The 18412-nt window shown below is 42.5% G+C and carries 20 protein-coding genes; 9 read left to right on the top strand and 11 right to left on the bottom strand.

The window, feature by feature from the left end:
- Nucleotides 1-297: 297 nt before the first annotated feature.
- On the bottom strand, nucleotides 298-1074 hold the full coding sequence (gene fabI, locus GRQ40_RS04350; RefSeq protein WP_066148319.1) for an enoyl-ACP reductase FabI: 777 nt from the start codon (nucleotides 1072-1074) through the stop codon (nucleotides 298-300).
- A 223-nt stretch (nucleotides 1075-1297) separates the two neighbouring features.
- Between fabI and GRQ40_RS04345 the strand changes: the two genes are divergently transcribed.
- Complete coding sequence (locus tag GRQ40_RS04345; protein WP_159719439.1) at nucleotides 1298-2473, top strand: FtsW/RodA/SpoVE family cell cycle protein; 1176 nt, start codon at nucleotides 1298-1300, stop codon at nucleotides 2471-2473.
- Between the two features lie 442 nt (nucleotides 2474-2915).
- On the top strand, nucleotides 2916-3653 hold the full coding sequence (gene prpE / locus GRQ40_RS04340) for a bis(5'-nucleosyl)-tetraphosphatase PrpE (protein WP_159719438.1): 738 nt from the start codon (nucleotides 2916-2918) through the stop codon (nucleotides 3651-3653).
- 9 nt (nucleotides 3654-3662) lie between these two features.
- On the opposite strand, the gene GRQ40_RS04335 is transcribed toward prpE, so the two are convergent.
- From GRQ40_RS04335 to GRQ40_RS04320, 4 genes are read right to left on the bottom strand one after another with little or no spacing between them, the layout of a single operon-like run.
- Nucleotides 3663-4568: an RluA family pseudouridine synthase gene (locus tag GRQ40_RS04335; protein WP_066148311.1), complete on the bottom strand. Its 906-nt coding sequence runs from the start codon at nucleotides 4566-4568 to the stop codon at nucleotides 3663-3665.
- Nucleotides 4569-4594: 26 nt separating this feature from the next.
- Nucleotides 4595-5389: an NAD kinase gene (locus tag GRQ40_RS04330; protein ID WP_183186680.1), complete on the bottom strand. Its 795-nt coding sequence runs from the start codon at nucleotides 5387-5389 to the stop codon at nucleotides 4595-4597.
- Between the two features lie 17 nt (nucleotides 5390-5406).
- Nucleotides 5407-6045 (bottom strand): GTP diphosphokinase, encoded by a 639-nt coding sequence (locus GRQ40_RS04325; RefSeq protein ID WP_066148307.1) that lies wholly within the window; start codon nucleotides 6043-6045, stop codon nucleotides 5407-5409.
- 17 nt (nucleotides 6046-6062) lie between these two features.
- The gene (locus tag GRQ40_RS04320; RefSeq protein ID WP_066148305.1) at nucleotides 6063-6437 is read right to left on the bottom strand and encodes a UPF0738 family protein; all 375 of its coding nucleotides are present in this window, start codon (nucleotides 6435-6437) and stop codon (nucleotides 6063-6065) included.
- 134 nt (nucleotides 6438-6571) lie between these two features.
- On the opposite strand from GRQ40_RS04320, the gene GRQ40_RS04315 reads away from it, so the two are divergent.
- The 5 genes from GRQ40_RS04315 (at nucleotide 6572) to GRQ40_RS04295 (ending at nucleotide 9655) form a co-directional block, all read left to right on the top strand.
- Entirely contained in the window at nucleotides 6572-7162 is a 591-nt protein-coding gene (locus tag GRQ40_RS04315) for a CYTH domain-containing protein (protein WP_066148304.1), read from the top strand.
- Complete coding sequence (locus GRQ40_RS04310) at nucleotides 7159-7779, top strand: lytic transglycosylase domain-containing protein (protein ID WP_159719437.1); 621 nt, start codon at nucleotides 7159-7161, stop codon at nucleotides 7777-7779. Before GRQ40_RS04315 ends, GRQ40_RS04310 begins: the two co-directional genes overlap by 4 nt.
- 107 nt (nucleotides 7780-7886) lie before the next feature.
- On the top strand, nucleotides 7887-8297 hold the full coding sequence (locus GRQ40_RS04305) for a globin domain-containing protein (RefSeq protein ID WP_044745745.1): 411 nt from the start codon (nucleotides 7887-7889) through the stop codon (nucleotides 8295-8297).
- Nucleotides 8290-9177, top strand: a complete 888-nt coding sequence (locus GRQ40_RS04300) for a ClpXP adapter SpxH family protein (protein ID WP_044745744.1) — start codon at nucleotides 8290-8292, stop codon at nucleotides 9175-9177. Before GRQ40_RS04305 ends, GRQ40_RS04300 begins: the two co-directional genes overlap by 8 nt.
- 286 nt (nucleotides 9178-9463) lie before the next feature.
- The gene (locus GRQ40_RS04295; protein WP_044745743.1) at nucleotides 9464-9655 is read left to right on the top strand and encodes a hypothetical protein; all 192 of its coding nucleotides are present in this window, start codon (nucleotides 9464-9466) and stop codon (nucleotides 9653-9655) included.
- 20 nt (nucleotides 9656-9675) lie between these two features.
- Here GRQ40_RS04295 and pepF read toward each other — a convergent pair whose 3' ends face one another.
- The 4 genes from pepF to mecA all read right to left on the bottom strand — a co-directional run bounded on the left by pepF (nucleotide 9676) and on the right by mecA (nucleotide 15290).
- Nucleotides 9676-11490: an oligoendopeptidase F gene (pepF, locus tag GRQ40_RS04290; protein ID WP_159719436.1), complete on the bottom strand. Its 1815-nt coding sequence runs from the start codon at nucleotides 11488-11490 to the stop codon at nucleotides 9676-9678.
- A gap of 55 nt (nucleotides 11491-11545) precedes the next feature.
- Nucleotides 11546-12760, bottom strand: a complete 1215-nt coding sequence (locus tag GRQ40_RS04285; protein WP_159719435.1) for a competence protein CoiA — start codon at nucleotides 12758-12760, stop codon at nucleotides 11546-11548.
- Between the two features lie 280 nt (nucleotides 12761-13040).
- The gene (gene cls / locus GRQ40_RS04280) at nucleotides 13041-14552 is read right to left on the bottom strand and encodes a cardiolipin synthase (RefSeq protein WP_159719434.1); all 1512 of its coding nucleotides are present in this window, start codon (nucleotides 14550-14552) and stop codon (nucleotides 13041-13043) included.
- A gap of 66 nt (nucleotides 14553-14618) precedes the next feature.
- A complete protein-coding gene (gene mecA, locus GRQ40_RS04275) occupies nucleotides 14619-15290 on the bottom strand; it encodes an adaptor protein MecA (protein ID WP_159719433.1) in 672 nt (223 codons plus the stop codon).
- Nucleotides 15291-15484: 194 nt separating this feature from the next.
- Between mecA and GRQ40_RS04270 the strand changes: the two genes are divergently transcribed.
- A complete protein-coding gene (locus GRQ40_RS04270) occupies nucleotides 15485-16153 on the top strand; it encodes a TerC family protein (protein WP_159719432.1) in 669 nt (222 codons plus the stop codon).
- Between the two features lie 49 nt (nucleotides 16154-16202).
- Here GRQ40_RS04270 and spxA read toward each other — a convergent pair whose 3' ends face one another.
- Nucleotides 16203-16601, bottom strand: coding sequence for a transcriptional regulator SpxA (gene spxA / locus GRQ40_RS04265; protein ID WP_044745738.1), 399 nt, complete (start codon nucleotides 16599-16601; stop codon nucleotides 16203-16205).
- A 395-nt stretch (nucleotides 16602-16996) separates the two neighbouring features.
- Between spxA and GRQ40_RS04260 the strand changes: the two genes are divergently transcribed.
- The gene (locus tag GRQ40_RS04260; protein ID WP_044745737.1) at nucleotides 16997-17188 is read left to right on the top strand and encodes a hypothetical protein; all 192 of its coding nucleotides are present in this window, start codon (nucleotides 16997-16999) and stop codon (nucleotides 17186-17188) included.
- A 284-nt stretch (nucleotides 17189-17472) separates the two neighbouring features.
- Here the strand turns inward: GRQ40_RS04260 and GRQ40_RS04255 are convergent, their stop codons facing one another.
- Nucleotides 17473-18411: an ABC transporter ATP-binding protein gene (locus tag GRQ40_RS04255; protein ID WP_159719431.1), complete on the bottom strand. Its 939-nt coding sequence runs from the start codon at nucleotides 18409-18411 to the stop codon at nucleotides 17473-17475.
- Between the last annotated feature and the right edge of the window lies 1 nt (nucleotide 18412).

Here is an 18412-nt window from a genome sequence, read left to right as displayed (position 1 = left end):
TCCTATGCGATTGCCTTCTTGCAGCATCCATCGTTTCGATTGCAGATGGACTTTCTCATATACCCCATCTTTCGTCGTTTTTTCATCAATTTATAAGCTTGTTGCTATGGGGCTATGGATCCATAATTATAAGAGGACAGGACGCCGAACAACCAGCCGCTTTCAGGTAAACGAATTTGTCTGGAAGCGGTATTGTTCGACCGCCCGACCGTTGAAATCCCCACTCAGGAACAAAGGGTGGAGGCATCCGTATCTATATATGCCGCTCCATCCCGTTTTTTTGAAAAAGCCATGATATTAACGGGCCAAAATATGATAGCCGGAATCGACATGAATGCATTCGCCGGTAACACCGCGAGACAAATCGCTGAACAAAAACAGCGCCGCATCTCCTACTTCCTCTTGTGTTGTTGTCCGGCGAAGCGGGGCTTTCTCTTCGATTTCTTTTAAAATAGAGTTGAAATCGCTGACCCCTTTTGCTGATAATGTGCGAATCGGCCCAGCAGAGATCGCGTTGACACGAATGCCGTATTGGCCTAAATCGTTCGCTAAATATTTGACACTCGCATCTAATGAAGCTTTGGCAACACCCATGATATTATAGTTTTGTACAACGCGCTCGCCGCCAAGATACGTCAACGTAACAATGCTTCCGCCTTCAGTCATAAGCGCTTTTGCTTCTCTTGCGACAGCCGTTAATGAATAAGCGCTAATATTATGCGCTAACAAAAATCCTTCACGGCTTACATTCATGTATTCGCCGCTTAAATCTTCTTTGTTGGCAAATGCAATGCAATGCGCTACTCCGTGGATGACACCCACTTTTTCTTTGATGTCTGCAAAGCATTTGACAATGTCCTCATCATTTGTCACATCGCAAGGAAGCAACAAAGCGGTCTCATCTTCAAGCGTTTCAACTAATTTGCGCACTTCCGCCTCAAAACGCTCTCCCGCATAGGTAAAAATCAGCCGGGCGCCTGCTGCGTGAAGCGAACGGGCAATTCCCCACGCAATGCTTCGTTTATTCGCCACTCCCATCACGACATATGTGCGACCTTTTAATGATAACGTCATTCGCCATCCTCCTAATGATCATAGCTTTTATTTTTATTATTTGTTATTAGTACCAAGTATTAATTTCATTATAACAAAAAAAATAGCTCGACAAAATAATAATTTTCTCGAAAAAAAAGAATCGACAAATTTTTTCCGCTTGATTTACGCACTTCCCTTTGCAAAAATAATAGAATTAGCTAATATGGATATGGTAAGTTTTTAACACGGAGTTGAAAAAACGATGGAACAAGATAAATTATCGCAATCAAAGTTAGATTATAATTTGTTGTTTGTGCTATTTTTAATGGCGATTGTCAGCGCGATTGCCATCCAGAGCGCAGAACCGTCGCTCCCTGAAAAGCTGCAATCGGTAAATTTTTCATTGAAGCAGCTGCAGTGGTATGTCATCGGAGCCTTTGTCATTGCGGCTACGCTAATTATTGACTATGACCGCCTCTTTCACTTAGCTTGGTACCTGTACGGATTTGGAATGCTGCTTCTGCTCGGTCTTGAGTTCAATGTTCCCGGAACGGTGACCCTCAAAGGAGCAACAAGCTGGTACCACATCCCTGGTGCCGGTAACTTTCAGCCGTCCGAATTAATGAAAATTTTTATGATTATTGTCATAAGCCGTATTATTATGAATCATCGCGAAAAATATCCGGAACCAACGGTAAAGGAGGATTTTCAACTACTAGGGAAAACCCTCCTCGCCACCGCGCCGCCTTTATTTCTGCTTATTAGACAGCCAGACTTAGGCATGTCGATGGTGTTTATGGCGATTGTCGCCTCCCTTGTGCTCGTATCGGGCATTCGCTGGCGCATTATTTTGGGGATTATTTTTAGCGGCCTCTCTATTGCCGGCATTCTCATTTTTATTTTCTTTCAATTTCCTGATTTTTTCCATAAATATATTTTGAAAGATTATCAATTAGATCGCTTTTACGGCTGGCTTGCTCCATATGAATACTCCAATGAGCAAGGGTTTCAGCTCATTCGCTCTCTTCTTGCGATCGGATCAGGAGAAATGTACGGAAAAGGGTTTGGAAATTTGGATGTATATTTGCCGGAAGCGCACACGGATTTCATTTTTGGCATTATCGCTGAGCAGTTTGGGTTCATTGGCGCAAGCATTGTGATCTCGCTCTTTTTCCTGCTTGTATACCGGATGGTTCACATTGCTCTTGAAAGCCATGATTTATATGGCAGTTATTTATGCACAGGGGTCATCGGCATGATTACGTTTCAAGTCTTTCAGAATATTGGCATGACCATCGGATTGCTGCCGATTACAGGATTGCCGCTTCCATTTATCAGCTATGGAGGAAGCTCGCTGGCCACTTACATGCTGGCCATTGGCATCGTCTTAAACGTGCGTTCCCGCACGAAAAAATTTATGTTTTCGTCCGAAGAATAACCTTGATGGGGTAGACAAAGTCCTCTTTGACTTTGTCTACTGTCATTTTAAGCACCCATTCCTTGTGTTTTTTCACCTTATCCTATTTTCAACATGCTTAAGACGCACCCTCACAGGCGGATGAGCGAGGCAAGCGACACAGCATGGATCAATCTGCTAAAGTCGCAAGCTTGCGGCTTCTTTGTTTATTCCCTGCCAAAAGGTCATACAATATAAAAGGTGTCACTGAACAGGTTTGCATCTAGAAATCGGATCATTTTGGACGGCCAGATCATCGAATAACCAACCGCCTTACAAACTCGCCCATTAGCCTGAAAGCGATGCTGTTTAATCCCTTTTCGCGCGGGACATGACAAAACAAATCTGCCGATTGTCTCCGGCCGTCGCTCATGCAGAAACCATTGGCTTTAACTCATGATTGAAATGGAAAGAAGGGGAACGGATGAAAATCGATATTATCGGAGATATTCATGGTTGTTACACGGAGCTAGTTGCTCTGACAAAAAAGCTAGGATATGAGTGGATAAACGGCATGCCGATTCACCCGAGAGGAAGAAAGCTGGGATTTGTCGGCGATTTGACCGATCGCGGACCACAATCTTTACAAACCATCGAAACTGTATTTTCACTTGTGAAAAACGGGCTGGCTCATTATGTCCCCGGAAATCATTGCAATAAGCTGTACCGCTTTTTCCTCGGACGAAACGTACAAATCACGCACGGCTTAGAAACGACCGTAGCTGAATATGTCGCTCTCCCTTTAAGCGAACAGAACCTCATGAAGAAAAAGTTTATTTGGCTTTACGAGCATGCCCCTTTATATGCTCGCCTCGACAACAATCGTTTGGTTATCGCTCACGCCGGCATTCGTCAAGATTATATTGGCAAGTACAATCAAAAGGTCAAAACATTTGTGTTATACGGAGATATCACTGGGGAAACGAATCCGGACGGAACACCGCTTCGCCGAGATTGGGCCAAATATTATAGTGGAGACGCATGGATCGTCTATGGTCATACTCCTGTTAGAAAGCCGCGCATCCTCAATCGAACAGCAAATATTGATACAGGATGCGTATTCGGAGGAGCGCTAACAGCATTGCGCTATCCAGAAATCGAAACGGTTTCCGTTCCCTCTACTTTGCCGTATATTCCAGAAAAATTTAAAGAATTCAACTAAAAGAGGGCGCTACTGTGCAGCAGCGCCCTCTTCAATCAACCGGTTCATATCATGGGGAAGCGGACAACGAAACCGCTTCATTTGCTGGTGAAACGGATGAAAAAAAGACAGCTCCGTGCTATGCAGCGCTTGGCGATTTATTTTTTCGCGGCTCCCTCCATATAATTCATCGCCTAAAAGCGGATGACCTAAATAAGCCAGATGAACACGAATTTGATGGGTTCGTCCTGTTTCAAGCTCCAATGATACATGCGTATAATGCCGGAAGCGCCGCAAAACATGAAAATGTGTGATCGCCCGTTGTCCGTCTTCACAGACCTCCCTCTCAATAATGCTGTCTCCTTTTCGGCCAATCGGCGCAGTGATCGTTCCTCTCTCATCTTCCACTACGTTATGGCAAAGAGCTTCATATTTTCGCTTTACATACCCTTTCTTCTGCAATTCGGACAATAAGTGGTGGACATGGCGGTGCTTGGCCACAAGCACCAGCCCTGAAGTATCACGGTCCAGCCGCGTCACAATGTGCACCGTCGAAGATAGATTTTGTTTGTCGTAATGATGCAGTAAAGCGTTCGCCAACGTGCCTCTTGGATGTTCACGAGATGGGATGGTTGGCATGTAAGGCGGCTTATTAACCACTAACAAATATTCATCCTCATACACCACATCAAGGGATAGAGGTTCTGCTATCATATCTGCACTTCGTTCTTCTGGAGGAAAACGCACAAACAATGTCTCACCGCACCGAAGGAGATGACGGACAGTGACAGGGTTTCCATCAACTTCAATAGCGCCGCCATGAAACTTAATATCGGTTAATGCAGTCCGCGAAATGTGTTGTTCTTTCAAAAAATCGCGAATAAGCTTTCCATCTGCTTGTTGTGTAATCGTCCATTGCAATGAAAAGTACGTCAATGCTGTTTACCCTTTCTTTCACATGTTTAGTCGGTAATAAATGAATCGCGGACCCGTTTCCAAAACGGAAACGGACGAAAACGCGCAAAGCGAACCTTTTCATCGGCTACACGGCATTGAATGGATTTTACCTCTTTATGAAGCAGCGATAGATGGTCAATTGAAATTTGAAAATCGCTGTAATTGACCGGCTTCAACATACATGTATGGTGCGCTGGCAAAACAAGCGGCGAACCAATCGTCCGGAACACACGATTGTTAATGGATGCCATTTCCGCCAATTGAATCGCTTCCAGCGATGGATGCAAAATGGCTCCTCCTAACGCTTTATTGTATGCCGTACTTCCAGTCGGGGTCGAAATGCAAAGCCCATCTCCGCGAAACGTTTCAAAAAGGTCACCCTTTATTTCTACATCCATAACAAGCGTTCCCGTGACACTTTTTACCGTGCATTCATTCAGCGCCAAATATCTTGCCTCCCGCCCGCCATTAACGTAACGGATAATCACCTCAAGCAATGGGTATTCGACCACTTGATAAGGAGTTTTCGCAATGGCAATCACAAGTTTTTCAATTTCTTCAGGCACCCAATCTGCGTAAAAGCCCAAGTGGCCTGTATGCACGCCAACAAATGCCGTTTTATCAAGGCGGCGGCAGTACCGATGAAATGCATAAAGCAGCGTCCCATCACCGCCAACGGAAATGACAATATCGGGCTGATTTTCATCATATTCAAGTCCAAAATCCAACAAGTAGCTTTTCATTTTTTGTGTTAGCGCATTAGATATGGCATCTCCTTTAGAGGTGATGGCAAATTTCATATCCTCTTGTTTTTTCTTCATCGTTCTTCCCCTTTTGCTTCTTGTTTTCGGGAAAACACCGCTTGCGCCTCCTGAATCTCAAACCGGATTTTCGACATTTCCTCATCCAACAAATAAGCAGCCTCTGCCGTGCGCTGCAGACGTGCTTTAATCTCTTCCGGAAAACGCCCGCTATATTTATAATTTAAAGAATGCTCAATTGTCGCCCAAAAATTCATAGCCAACGTTCGAATCTGAATTTCTACCAAAATCTTCTTTTCACCATGGATCATTTGTACAGGATAGCGAACAACAACGTGGTAAGAGCGATAGCCGCTTTCTTTTTTTTGCGTGATATAATCACGCTCCTCCACGATTTCAAAATCGTTGCGCTGCCGCAGCAGCTCCACCACGATTTTTATGTCATCCACAAATTGACACATCATTCTCAGTCCGGCAATATCCTGCATTTCCTCTTCCAACTTATCGAGAGGGATATTTTTCTTTTGAGCTTTATCAAGAATGCTCGCGATCGGCTTGACTCTTCCAGTCACAAATTCAATCGGTGAAGGAACACCTTGCATTTCAAATTGTGTCCGCATTCCTTTTAATTTCACTTTTAACTCTTCTACTGCTTGTTTATAAGGGGCGAGAAATAAGTCCCAATGCTTTACCATATAACCACCACCAAGCATTATGTAAGAAATACGTCTTTTACGGCCTTCTCCATCTCTTCACCATAGTTTGCATTTCCTTCAATATTGTCAACTAAATAAGCCAATTCTTCCTGGAAACCAGGCAATTCCATTTTGGCAGCACCGCATTGGAGAAAAACAGAAAGCGGCTGGTGCAATGCCTGTTTTACTTCCGGCCAGACTGGCTGGGGAATGGCTATATAGATAAATTCATCTCCCGCTTCAATTATATAAACAAATGATAAAAGATCAGAATCCACAAGCATATAGCGTTTCGGCGCCGCATTCTCCAGCGAAAACGGCGGTTCTTCAGCCAACAGCCATAGTTGTTCATTGCGTTTTTCTACTTGTTGAATCATTATCTTTTTCCTCATCATACCGTCTCCTTCCACTGCAACAATCCAATCCAACTTTTATTTTACCATAATACACCTATGCACAATAAACCATTGATATTCAGTTTGAAACATTTCATAATAAGGATAAGAGTACAAGGAGACGAAAGCAGATGAAACAAGAAATCGAAATGGAGTTTAAAAACTTGCTGACGCAAGAAGAGTTCAATCGCCTTAAGCATTTTTTTTTCATTAGGGATGACCAGTTTGTTTATCAGGAAAATCATTATTTTGACACGCCGGAATTTTCCTTAAAAGGACAAGGAGCGGCATTGCGCATTCGAGTCAAAAACGATACATATACACTGACGTTAAAGCAAACAATCGAACAAGGATTGTTGGAAACTCATGAAGCACTTACAAAAGAAAAAGCGCAGTCCATATTAAACAATCCGGCAATGATGGAAGGAGAAATGAAAAGCCTTTTAAAAGACATGGGGATAGCAGCAGAACAATTGCAGCATTTCGGAACACTCGCAACCCACCGGGCGCAAGTTCCTTATGAAGGCGGAATGCTTGTGTTGGATCATAGCTGTTATTTGCAAACAGAAGATTACGAGCTGGAATTTGAAGTTAATGACTGGGAACAAGGAAAAAACAGCTTCGAGAAATTGCTCGCTTCCTTCCGTATTCCCTATCGTCCAAGTGCAAACAAGATCAAACGTCTCTATGCTAAAAAATATGGAGTTGAGGATCAATCATGAACATTCAACAAATCAAAATGTGGATGGAGCTTCAAGCGTTGCGTTCATTTTCTACCAACACTTCAACTACAGCTGATCCTTTCACGGAAATGGGAACGCCGTTTCAAGCGTTGTTGTCCCAAGTGCTTGAGCAGACAGAATCAAAGCAGCCGCAAACAGAGGAGACTTCCTTGAAATCTCTGACCGCTCTGCCGCTCCGCACGTTAGCAGCTGCTCCAGCCAATCAAGCCGCTCCTTCAAACAGCCGTATAGAGGAAATCATTCAACAAACCGCTGAAAAATATGGTGTGGATCCTAAACTGATTCGTGCGGTTATTCGTCAAGAATCCGGGTTCCGTCCTGATGCGAAAAGCCATGCTGGCGCCGCCGGGCTTATGCAGTTAATGCCGAGCACAGCGAAAATGCTTGGGGTAGCTGATGCATTCGATCCCGTTCAAAATATAGAAGGAGGAACAAAGTATTTACGTCAGCTATTAGACCGTTACAATGGCAATCTTGAGCTTGCCCTCGCCGCTTATAATGCAGGACCGGGGAACGTTGACAAATACGGAGGAGTTCCTCCATTTCGTGAAACAAGGTCGTATGTACAAAAAGTACTAAACATATACTATTCGTAAAAAATCCTTTGTTTAGAGTGCGACCGCTAAGTCGCTTTGTTTGAGATATATGGACTTCATTGTTAAAATAGCAATACATGATATTTGTTTTAAAGGAGTTATCAATGATGGCGGAACACTCGAGAACACCGTATGAATCGATTGGCGGGGAACCAATGATTGCAAAGCTCGTTGATGCGTTTTACAGCCGTGTTGCTAAACATCCTGACTTACAACCTATTTTCCCGGCTGATTTAACGGAAACAGCCAGAAAACAAAAACAATTTTTAACTCAATATTTAGGAGGTCCGCCCCTCTATACAGAAGAACACGGCCATCCAATGCTTCGAGCCCGCCATTTGCCGTTTGAAATCACTCCGACTCGGGCCAAAGCATGGCTGGCCTGTATGAGAGAAGCGATGGACGAAGTCGGCTTATCCGGACAAGTGCGTGAAGAATTTTATCATCGCCTTGTACTGACTGCTCACCATATGATTAACACTCCAGAACAAGATAGAGAGGAGCATTCCTTTGAATGAAAAGGTAGCTGGCATCGTATCCAACTTTCCATTCGCTTTTCAGCATTGTAGTGGTGAGAAAAAGCCTTTGGAAATTTATTTATTTATCGATCCTCTTTGTCCGGAATGCTGGGCGCTTGAGCCCATTATCAAAAAGCTTTTCATTGAATATGGACGATTTTTTACCTTAAAGCATGTGCTAAGCGGAAGACTGGCAACATTGAACATCTGTAAAAAACAAAAATTTGAAGTGATTGCTCATACGTGGGAACGCACGGCCAGCCGCTCCGGCATGTCTTGTGATGGAAGCCTATGGTTTGAAAACCCTATAGACACTCCCTATTCCGCTTCGATTGCCATTAAAGCGGCGGAACTACAAGGAAAACGGGCTGGCATGCGCTTTTTGCGCAAGCTCCAAGAACTCCTGTTTTTAGAAAAACAAAATATTGCTGATATTAATGTTTTGTTGGAGTGTGCGAAAAATGTCGAGCTGGATGTTAATGAATTTATGAAGGACCTTCATTCTAACAGTGCCGCGAAAGCATTTCAATGCGACTTAAAAATTACATCAGAAATGGATGTCCAAGAAGTTCCCACACTCGTCTTTTTTAACGAAAATATTGAAGAAGAGGGCATTAAAATTTCTGGATGCTATCCATATAGCATTTATGTGGAGTTGATTCATGAAATGCTGGGATTCTGTCCAGAGCCATCACCGCCACCCCCACTTGAAGCCTTTTTAAACCATTTTAGATTTGTTGCCACAAAAGAAATCGCCGTTGTGTATGATCTTGATATACAAGAGGTCGAAAAGGAAATGAAAAAGCTGCAACTCAAGCAAAAAATTGAAAAAGTTCCCGTAAAGTACGGAACTTTTTGGAGGTATCTTTCGACCAAATAATTTCCTTTTACACATAAAAAGACGAAAGACCCAGCGCAGGCCGGGTCTTTTGTCTTTTTATTGTCATTAAGACAACAAAGGGGATGGGAGAAAATTTTCACGGTCAAACAAAGGGGTATAAGGTTATTTGTGATTTTATTCACGTAATTATCATATCAGTGATCGTTTTTTTTGACAACTGTTTTGTTTATTTGTTCACGATTTTGTCATAAATCCTTAAGCAAGGCATGTTAAACCGGACCATCATCATACAATGAATATAAAACAGCTAGAAATGGAGGGAACAATGAAACGAATCACGCTCATTTTTTGGATGTTGATAGTGTTGATTGCCTTTCTTTTGAATTTATTCGGCTTAATGCACGTCATGCCTTTATTCATTACGATGCCTCTTTTGTTTCTTTCGATTTTATTCGCATTATGGACATTTAACAACCGCAACCGTTTTAAAGGATTTCAAAAAAAACGAATGTGGTAATCCCCACATTCGTTTTTTATTTACGACAGCAGCTGTTCCATCTCTTCCAGTTTTTGCGCGAACACTTGGCACGCTTCCTCGATTGGCTTAGCTGTCGCCATATCCACTCCAGCCTTCTTCAGCACCTCAATCGGATAATCAGAGCTGCCGGCTTTTAAAAACTCAACGTACCGTTGAACAGCCGGCTCTCCTTCTTCTAAAATTTGCTTGCTCAACGCTGTAGCCGCACTAAAGCCTGTCGCATATTGATATACATAATAATTGTAGTAAAAATGCGGAATTCGCGCCCATTCTAAACCGATTTCCTCATCAACAACCACATCGCTTCCAAAATATTTTTTATTGAGCTCATAATACATAGATGTCAGTGATTCGGCTGTTAACGCTTCTCCCTGTTGGGCTTTTACATGAACCATATGCTCAAACTCAGCAAACATCGTTTGCCGAAATACAGTGCCGCGAAAACCTTCCAAATAATGATTGAGCAAATACAACCGTTTGTCTTCCTCTTCAATCGTTTTTAGCAAATAATCATTGAGCAATGCTTCATTGCATGTCGAAGCGACTTCCGCTACGAAAATCGAGTAGCTGCCATATGGATATGGCTGCGTTTTCCGCGTATAATAGCTGTGGACAGAATGGCCAAACTCATGGGCAAGCGTAAATAAATTATTGACATTATCCTGCCAGTTCAGCAAAATATATGGATTGGTTCCATAAGCTCCTGAAGAATAAGCTCCACTTCTTTTTCCTACATTTTCACGCACGTCAACCCAACGATTTTCCAATCCTTCTTTCACGATGCTTACATATTCTTCGCCAAGTGGAGCTAGTCCTTTTAGTAGATACTGCTTTGCTTCTTCATATGTCACTTCCATTTTTACATTTTTCACCAGAGGAGTATACAAATCGTACATATGAAGTTCCTCAAGCCCTAGAGCTTTTTTGCGTAATCGAACATATCGGTGCAGCAAATCCAAATTTTTATTTACAGTCTCCACAAGATTATCATAAACGCTCTCCGGAATATTATTGCTGCTTAAAGCCGCTTGACGCGCAGATTGATACTGGCGCACGCGGGCAAAAAAGTTATCTTTTTTCACTGCGCCACTAAGCGTGCTGGCAAAAGTGTTTTTATATTTTCCGTATGTTTTATACACAGCTTTAAACGCATCACGGCGAACGCGGCGATCTTCACTTTCAAGAAAGCGTATGTAACGTCCGTGCGTCACTTCAACTTCTTCCCCATTTTCGTCAATAATGGCCGGGAATTTTAAATCGGCGTTATTTAGCATCCCAAATGTATTGCTTGATGAGGCCATCACCTCCGCCGCTTGAGCAAGCAACGCCTCTTCCTTTGCGCTCAGCACATGCGGCCGCTGTCGGTTAATTTCATCTAAAGCATGTTCATAAAGCTTAAGTTCCTCTTTTTCCTTAAGAAATGACTTCACTTTCGCCTCATCAATCGCCAAAATTTCTGGCACGATAAAAGCCATTGCGCTTGATGCTTCGCTATAAAGCCCCTTAATCCGATCATTTAAGCTTTGGTAAAAAGAGTTGGTGGTATCTTGGTCGTAGCGCATATGCGCATACGTATACAGCTTGTCAAGACGCAGCGACAAATGATCCTGATATTGCAGCGCCTCATAGAAAACATCGGCGGATTCTCCTAGACGCCCTTGATAATCAGCGAGCTTGGGCAGCATTTTTTTGACTTCTTGAAATTCTTGCTCCCATGCCTCATCGCTTGGAAAAATATCTTCAAGCCGCCACGTTTCCTCGATAGGAATTTCATTGCGCTTTGGCAATGATTTTACCGCTTGCTTTTCAGTCATATGCAAATTGTCCTCCTTTATCAAACATTACATTATAGTAGTATTCTCTTTCTTTTTAAAATTCCCTCCAATCATTATATGACAGCGACGTTCTTTTTATTTGCTCAAGCAATGAGCGATCATTGGCCAGTGCTTCTTCTATCGTCGCCGGAAACGTCCAGTTTTGGATGCGCTGAATGGACGTTTTGGTCATCCATCGAACATAGCCGAGCTGTTCCAGCCGCTGGATATACTCATATATCGCCCTTGTGTAAGGGTATGCTTGTGCCAATGGAAGCGCACGTACAAATAGCTTGCGTTCTGCAATTTTTTTCTTTATCCAGTTATAAATCTCCGCAAGCGAATACGTTCGGTTGGAACTGTTTATAAAAAGTAAAATATAGGTCTGCCAAATAAATGGAGGACTTTCAAATAAATAGCCAAATTGCAGCGGCCACCCTGCTTCACAAGGAAATAAAGATGGAGGGTGGTGCAAATAGAAATCCGCACAGACTGCCCTCGTCACCGTGGAAGGATAGAACGTAAAGGTTTGGCGCCATTTTGTTTTTTGCATGAGCCATGTTCGCCAAAAGGAGGACGGCAACGAAATTTGCGGATAGGTAAAAAAATCATGGATACGAACATGATCAATCTTTTGAATGATGGGAACAGAAAAAGCATGATAGGTCGAAAAAGGAACGAGACGAACGAGGCGGATCAGCTTCTTTGTCTGAGGACAGTAATAGAAAAGCAAGGGCTGCGGGGAAATGGAGGACACGTACTGTGTGAATAGCCATTGAAACCTAGAAAGCTTAAAATGAAAAGCGGATAGTCGTTGAAGCTGGTGTGCTCCCAATATCCAAATGGGCTGCATACCCGTTTTTTTGTAGCCATTATTGCGCTTTTGAAATTGTGCTTCGCTTATGACCGAGCATTGATATTCGAACACATACGGCCGGCCTTGGATGTTCACATAAAGATCTGGACGCTGTTGAATCGTAAGAAAGTAGGGCTCTAGCTGGACATCGGGTGCTTGTTTTTGCAGCCACGTAAACAAATCCCGTTTTCCAGAAGCATGATACGACGATTCTGTCTCATGATCAAACGGACATTTCGTTTCTCTTTTATGGGCAAAATGCGGCAGCTTCTTTGTACCCAGCTTTAGAATCACCTCTTTTTGGCATCCGGGACAAACAAAAGTTTCTTCTTCCTTCAGTCGCTTGAGCTTTTGCCGCGTCCAGCCATCCAATAGAGAAATCGTTTGGCCATTTGAACGTTGTGCAACCAGCAAAAAAAAACACTCCTTTCATCACGGCCTATTCTTTATAGCATTCGTTCCGTTTGGCTTAAATTCCTGCTAGCTGCCGAATATAAAACAAGGACAAGAGATCCAAGAAGATCGTGAACCAAACGCGCTTGATCCTGTGCGGATAGCTGTAACTCGAGCCGCTGGTGCTTAAAACTAGATGCTCCTTACTTCTTGAAAAAAGGACAAGAGATCCATTGTGATATAACAAAAAACCTGAGCCATCACGCTCAGGCTGTTCCATAAACCTTTTGGATAGAAATCGCTAAAGAAGCGGAGAAAGCAAGCGGCAAATCGATTCGACCACACGGGTGGCCAAGCGCCTCTTTTTAAATGTTTCATAATCAATGGGATCGGAATCATTCAAATCGTTTAAAAAATCAGCTACAAGCGTTTTTGTGCTTTCTGTATGATATAAGAAAGCATTCACTTCAAAATTCAGATGAAAGCTGCGCATATCCATATTGGCTGTCCCAATCGAGGCAAGCTCTCCATCGACAATAATAATTTTGCTATGTAAAAAGCCTTTGCGATATTCGTGAATTTTCACTCCAGCCTCCAATAATTCTGGAAAATAGGAACGTGAAGCATAAAACACAATTTTTTTATCAGGCCGTTTGGGCGCCAAAATGCGAACATCAATGCCGCTTAATGCCGCCACTTTTAACGCTTCGAAAATATCCTCGTCTGGTATAAAGTAAGGAGACGCAATCCAAATCGATTTTTTCGCCGATACGATCATGGCGAAAAATAAATGCTTGATAACCTCCCATTCTTGATCGGGTCCGCCGGAAATAAGCTGGATGCCGCCTTTCTCGCTGTTCGGAATGAGGGTCGGCGATAAATAATTTAATGTTAATAAGGTTTCCCCGGTCATATAGTACCAATCCTGCAAAAAAATAAGCTGGAGTGTTCTTACGGCTTCTCCGCGAATCCATAAATGCGTATCGCGCCAAAAGCCAAAGTATTCGTTTTTGCCTAAATACTCATCTCCAATATTTAACCCGCCAACAAATCCCACTGTTCCATCAATGACGATAATTTTACGGTGATTGCGGAAGTTAATTTTATTATTTAAAAAAGGAAGACGGACAGGGGAAAACGGAACCATTTCCACTCCAGCATCACGAAGCTCTTGAATGTACGCTTTCGATAACTTCCAGCTTCCAACAGCGTCATATAGAAAACGGACATGTATCCCTTTTTGTGCTTTTTCAATCAAGATGTTCTTCAACCTTTGTCCAACGTCATCATGGCGAACAATATAATATTCTAAATGAATATGATGATTCGCTTTCTCAAGCTCTGCAAAAATAGTGGAAAACGTTGCTTCTCCATTCGTTAATATTTTCGTTTCCGTCGCCAAAGAAACAGGGCTTTTGCCAAGACGGTGGGCAAGCCGGAGAAGCGGCAGTTGGTGCTCTTCGATATGCTTCATCTGCTCGATGTTAAAATCGCGCTGCCCCTCAAATTTTAGAAACATTTGTTCATCCAGCATCGCCTTCTTTTTAAATAACCGCTGTTTTCGATAGCTTTGACCGAATAGGATATAAAAGAAAAAGCCGATGAGCGGAAAACTTCCAAGCACGACCAGCCACGTTAGCGTCTGAGCTGGCCGCCGATTTTCCAAGGAAATGACAAAGGCGATAAAAATAACGGAACAGGTCGTCAAAATACTGAGCGATCCAAGAAGCCAGCCTTCCCAATAGTCTTTTGTAAAAAATAAAAGTACGCTTAGCAGAAGTAAAAAAATGAACACTTGCAACGTATTTCGCAATGAATTTCACCCTATCCGTTTGTTGTTCTCGAAGAAAAAGCCGATTTCAACAGCTGAAATCGGCTTTTACTTTAACGGAAAATGTTTAGCCAGCGTAGCCAATGCATTGCTATGAATAATTTCTTTTCCGTATTCCTCTAATCGATAAATGGTTAGTTGAGAATCGATCCCGTATTCTAATAAGATGCTTAACCAATTGTCGATTTCGTGTTCTGTATAGTTTTCATCAAATTCAACAAATAAGTAGTAGCGGCCTTCGAATTGAAACAGGCTGTTTTTCACATTTGTAAAATCAGCGCGATGAGCAAGCGCAATCAAGTCTTCGATATCTTTAAAAGAGATCGTAAAATGAAGCACTTCTTCTTCCTCGTCTTCTGTCAGCCCATCGCTATCCTGCTGCACATGAAAATGGTGGTCAAGAAGCTCCTCCATTTTTTCGTCCATCGGAAGCAATTTTTCTTCAGGAAGTGGAAGCTCTAATTTGCTTCCATCCTTGGACAGCTGCGCTTTTGTCACTAGCACCTCTAATCCTTTATCAAGCGCTTGCACTTGGATCCAAAGCGGCCCTTCAAGCGAAAAATCTCCTTCGTTATGGACTTCATCCATCATTTCCCAAAACAATTCTTCGCTTCGTTCGCGGTTATACCAAATTTCTTCGCGGTCAAAGCCGCGTTCTTCTATATCAACATAAGAGATATAAAACTTCACCGTATGCTCATTAATGCGTTCCATTTCCATTTGTCAACTCTCCCTTCTCCAAGACTGAGTTTGAAGGGACTTTTTTACCCCCGAAAGGCGATGCCTTGTACTTCTATTTTATGATAAAAACCTTCAGAAGGGAAATAAAAAAACCCCATTTTTCAAAAAATAGTGATGAAATGAAACATGTCCTACTATAATGATGATGAAAGAAAAGGAGATGAGGAACATAAATGATAAGCGAATATATAACTTCGATTCTTCTCATCATCGGTATTGATGTCATTCTTGGCGGAGATAACGCAGTTGTCATTGCTTTAGCGAGCAGAAAGTTACCGGAGCAGAAACGAAATACAGCCATTGTGCTTGGAACCACGTTAGCCATTGCCGTTCGCATCGTTTTAACAGCGGCGGTCGTCATATTGCTAAAGATTCCGTTTTTGCAGTTTGTAGGCGGATGCATGCTGCTTTGGATTTCTCTCAAACTGTTAATTCAAAAAAACGAAACACCTACGCACGTTGAATCAGCAACCTCGCTCTGGAAAGCAGTACAAACCATCGTTGCAGCAGATGTGGTGATGGGATTAGATAATGTTATTGCCATCGCCGGTGCAGCGGATGGCCGTGCTTCTCTTGTCGTCTTTGGATTTCTTTTTTCTGTTCCGATTATCATTTTAGGCAGCAAAATTATACTTTATTCAATGGAGCGATATCCTTTTTTAATTTACATTGGAGCAGCCATTTTAGCGTATACAGCTGGGAAAATGATCTTAGGAGAGCAACGAATCCAACATATTGACGAAGTTGTTTCTCTTCGCCCTTTTTTCCCATTTGTCGCCGCTATGTTCATCATCTGTGCCGGCTGGCTGATCAATCGGAAAAATGACCGCTCTTGGACATAAGAACAAGATGATAAAAAACTTCTACATGGAGCAACCATGTAGAAGTTTTTTACTGATTAACGAGCCGTTGAGCTTCACGCAACTGATAAGCTCGCACCTTGCGCGGCAAGAAGCGGCGAATTTCATCCTCGTTATACCCAACTTGAAGGCGTTTTTCATCAATGATAATCGGTCTTCTTAAAATTCCCGGATATTTTTGGATAATCTCATATAAATCTTGGAGCGGCAATGACTCGAGATTTATATTTAATTTTTGGAAAATTTTTGATCTAGTAGAGATAATTTCATCTGTCCCCGTTTCTGTCATGCGAAGAATTTCTTTAATTTCATCGATTGACAGCGGTTCAGAAAAAATATTTCGTTCAACATACGGAATATCATGTTGCTCTAGCCACGCTTTTGCTTTGCGGCAAGAGGTGCAGCTAGGTGATGTATACAATGTAACCATAATTGTTACTCACTCTCCTTTAACAGGATAAATAGTCCTGCTTACATATGAGCCAGTCAGCTTGTTTTCTGCTCATATTTAGATGAAAATGGATTTCATACTGTATATTATACAATAAAATTCCTAAGAACGGTATAGTTTTTCAAAGTCCCCCCATTTTCTTCAGCCCGCTTCCCATATTCTCTAAAATCCTCTACAATATAAAGAAAGGAAAATAACAACGGCCATCCATGACCTCAAAAACGAAACCACGCGACCGTCTTCGCTTTTTATCGGCTGATTCGATGATAAAGTGAAGCGGTCGAAGCGTTTACTTGAACGAACATCCCTGTTTCGGCATCTTGCTTATTTCCATTGTTGGCCATTCTATAAGCAGGTAAGGGGAGGAAGGGCATATGACCCAATATTTTATTGATTTCGTGATTGTTGGCGTCCTCATCATTGGAATGACGGCGCTAATGGGGGTTTTTGCCAACGGGGTTGGCGAATATGTATTTGGCGGCTCCAGACGATTGGAGCACATTCAAAAAACAGCCAAAACACAAGAAGGCTGGAATCGCGTTGGCGGCAAAAAAATCTCGGGATAATGCTCAAGAAGATGGTAGACAAAGTCAACATGGACTTTGTCTACCATCATTTTAAGCATCCCTCCATTCATGGTGACGTTTCTTACATCAGAATGGCTTGAAAACGTTCGGAAGACAAGAAATGCAACCGAATCAAGACATTCATGGACGGAGCCAGTGATACAGTATGAAGGGTCGCCAACAGTCTATGTTTTTTTATTTTTAGAATAGTCAAATGAATCAAAATGTTTTATAATCATTCATATCCATTCCATTTATAAAAAAAGATCTCTCGAAACGAGAGATCAACTATGCGTGGCTTTATATTTTTTGTATTCTTCCTCCGAGCATAATACAAAATGGCCCGGCGTAATTTCACGAAATTCGAGACTTTCTCCATCTTTATATTGGTGCTGTGATGGATCATAAATCGCTCTCCTGCGCACTCGTTCTGTTTCCGGATCCGGCAGCGGAATCGCGGATAATAATGCTTTTGTATAAGGATGAATCGGGTTGCGATACAGCTCTTCCGCCTCTGCCAATTCAACCATTTTTCCAAAATACATGACACCGATGCGATCGCTAATATATTTCACCATCGACAAATCATGGGCAATAAATAAGTAAGTCAGTCCTTTTTCGCGCTGTAGTCTCTTCATTAAGTTCACAACCTGCGCTTGGATCGAAACATCTAAGGCAGAAATCGGTTCATCGGCAATAATAAATTCCGGTTCAACCGCTAAAGCGCGGGCAATTCCGATCCGTTGCCGCTGACCGCCGGAAAATTCATGCGGATATCGATTCGCATGCTCTCGATTTAAGCCAACCGTCTCGAGGAGCTCGTATACCCGTTTCATTCGTTCCTCTTTTGTTTTTGCAAGACCGTGAATATCGATGCCCTCAGCAATGATGTCCGCAACGGTCATGCGCGGATTCAGCGACGCGTATGGATCTTGGAAAATCATTTGCATTTTTCGCTTTAACATTTTTAATTCTTTAGGCGATTTTTTGCCGTGAACGCTCACGCCATTCAGCAGCACCTCGCCGCTCGTTGCTTGATATAAGCCAATAATCGTCCTTCCTGTCGTCGATTTCCCGCATCCAGATTCCCCCACAAGACCAAGCGTTTCTCCTTTATAAATATCGAACGTTATACCGTCTACTGCTTTGATTACTTGTCCATGCCCGACGTTAAAATGCTGCTTAAGATTTTTGATTTCGATCAGTTTTTGCTTTTCTGCCATT

Source organism: Anoxybacillus sp. PDR2, assembly GCF_009834045.1.
In the GTDB taxonomy this organism is placed as follows: Bacteria; Bacillota; Bacilli; order Bacillales; family Anoxybacillaceae; genus Anoxybacteroides; species Anoxybacteroides rupiense.
Note: the sequence above shows the minus strand (reverse complement) of the source record. Positions and strands in the feature narration are given on the sequence as shown.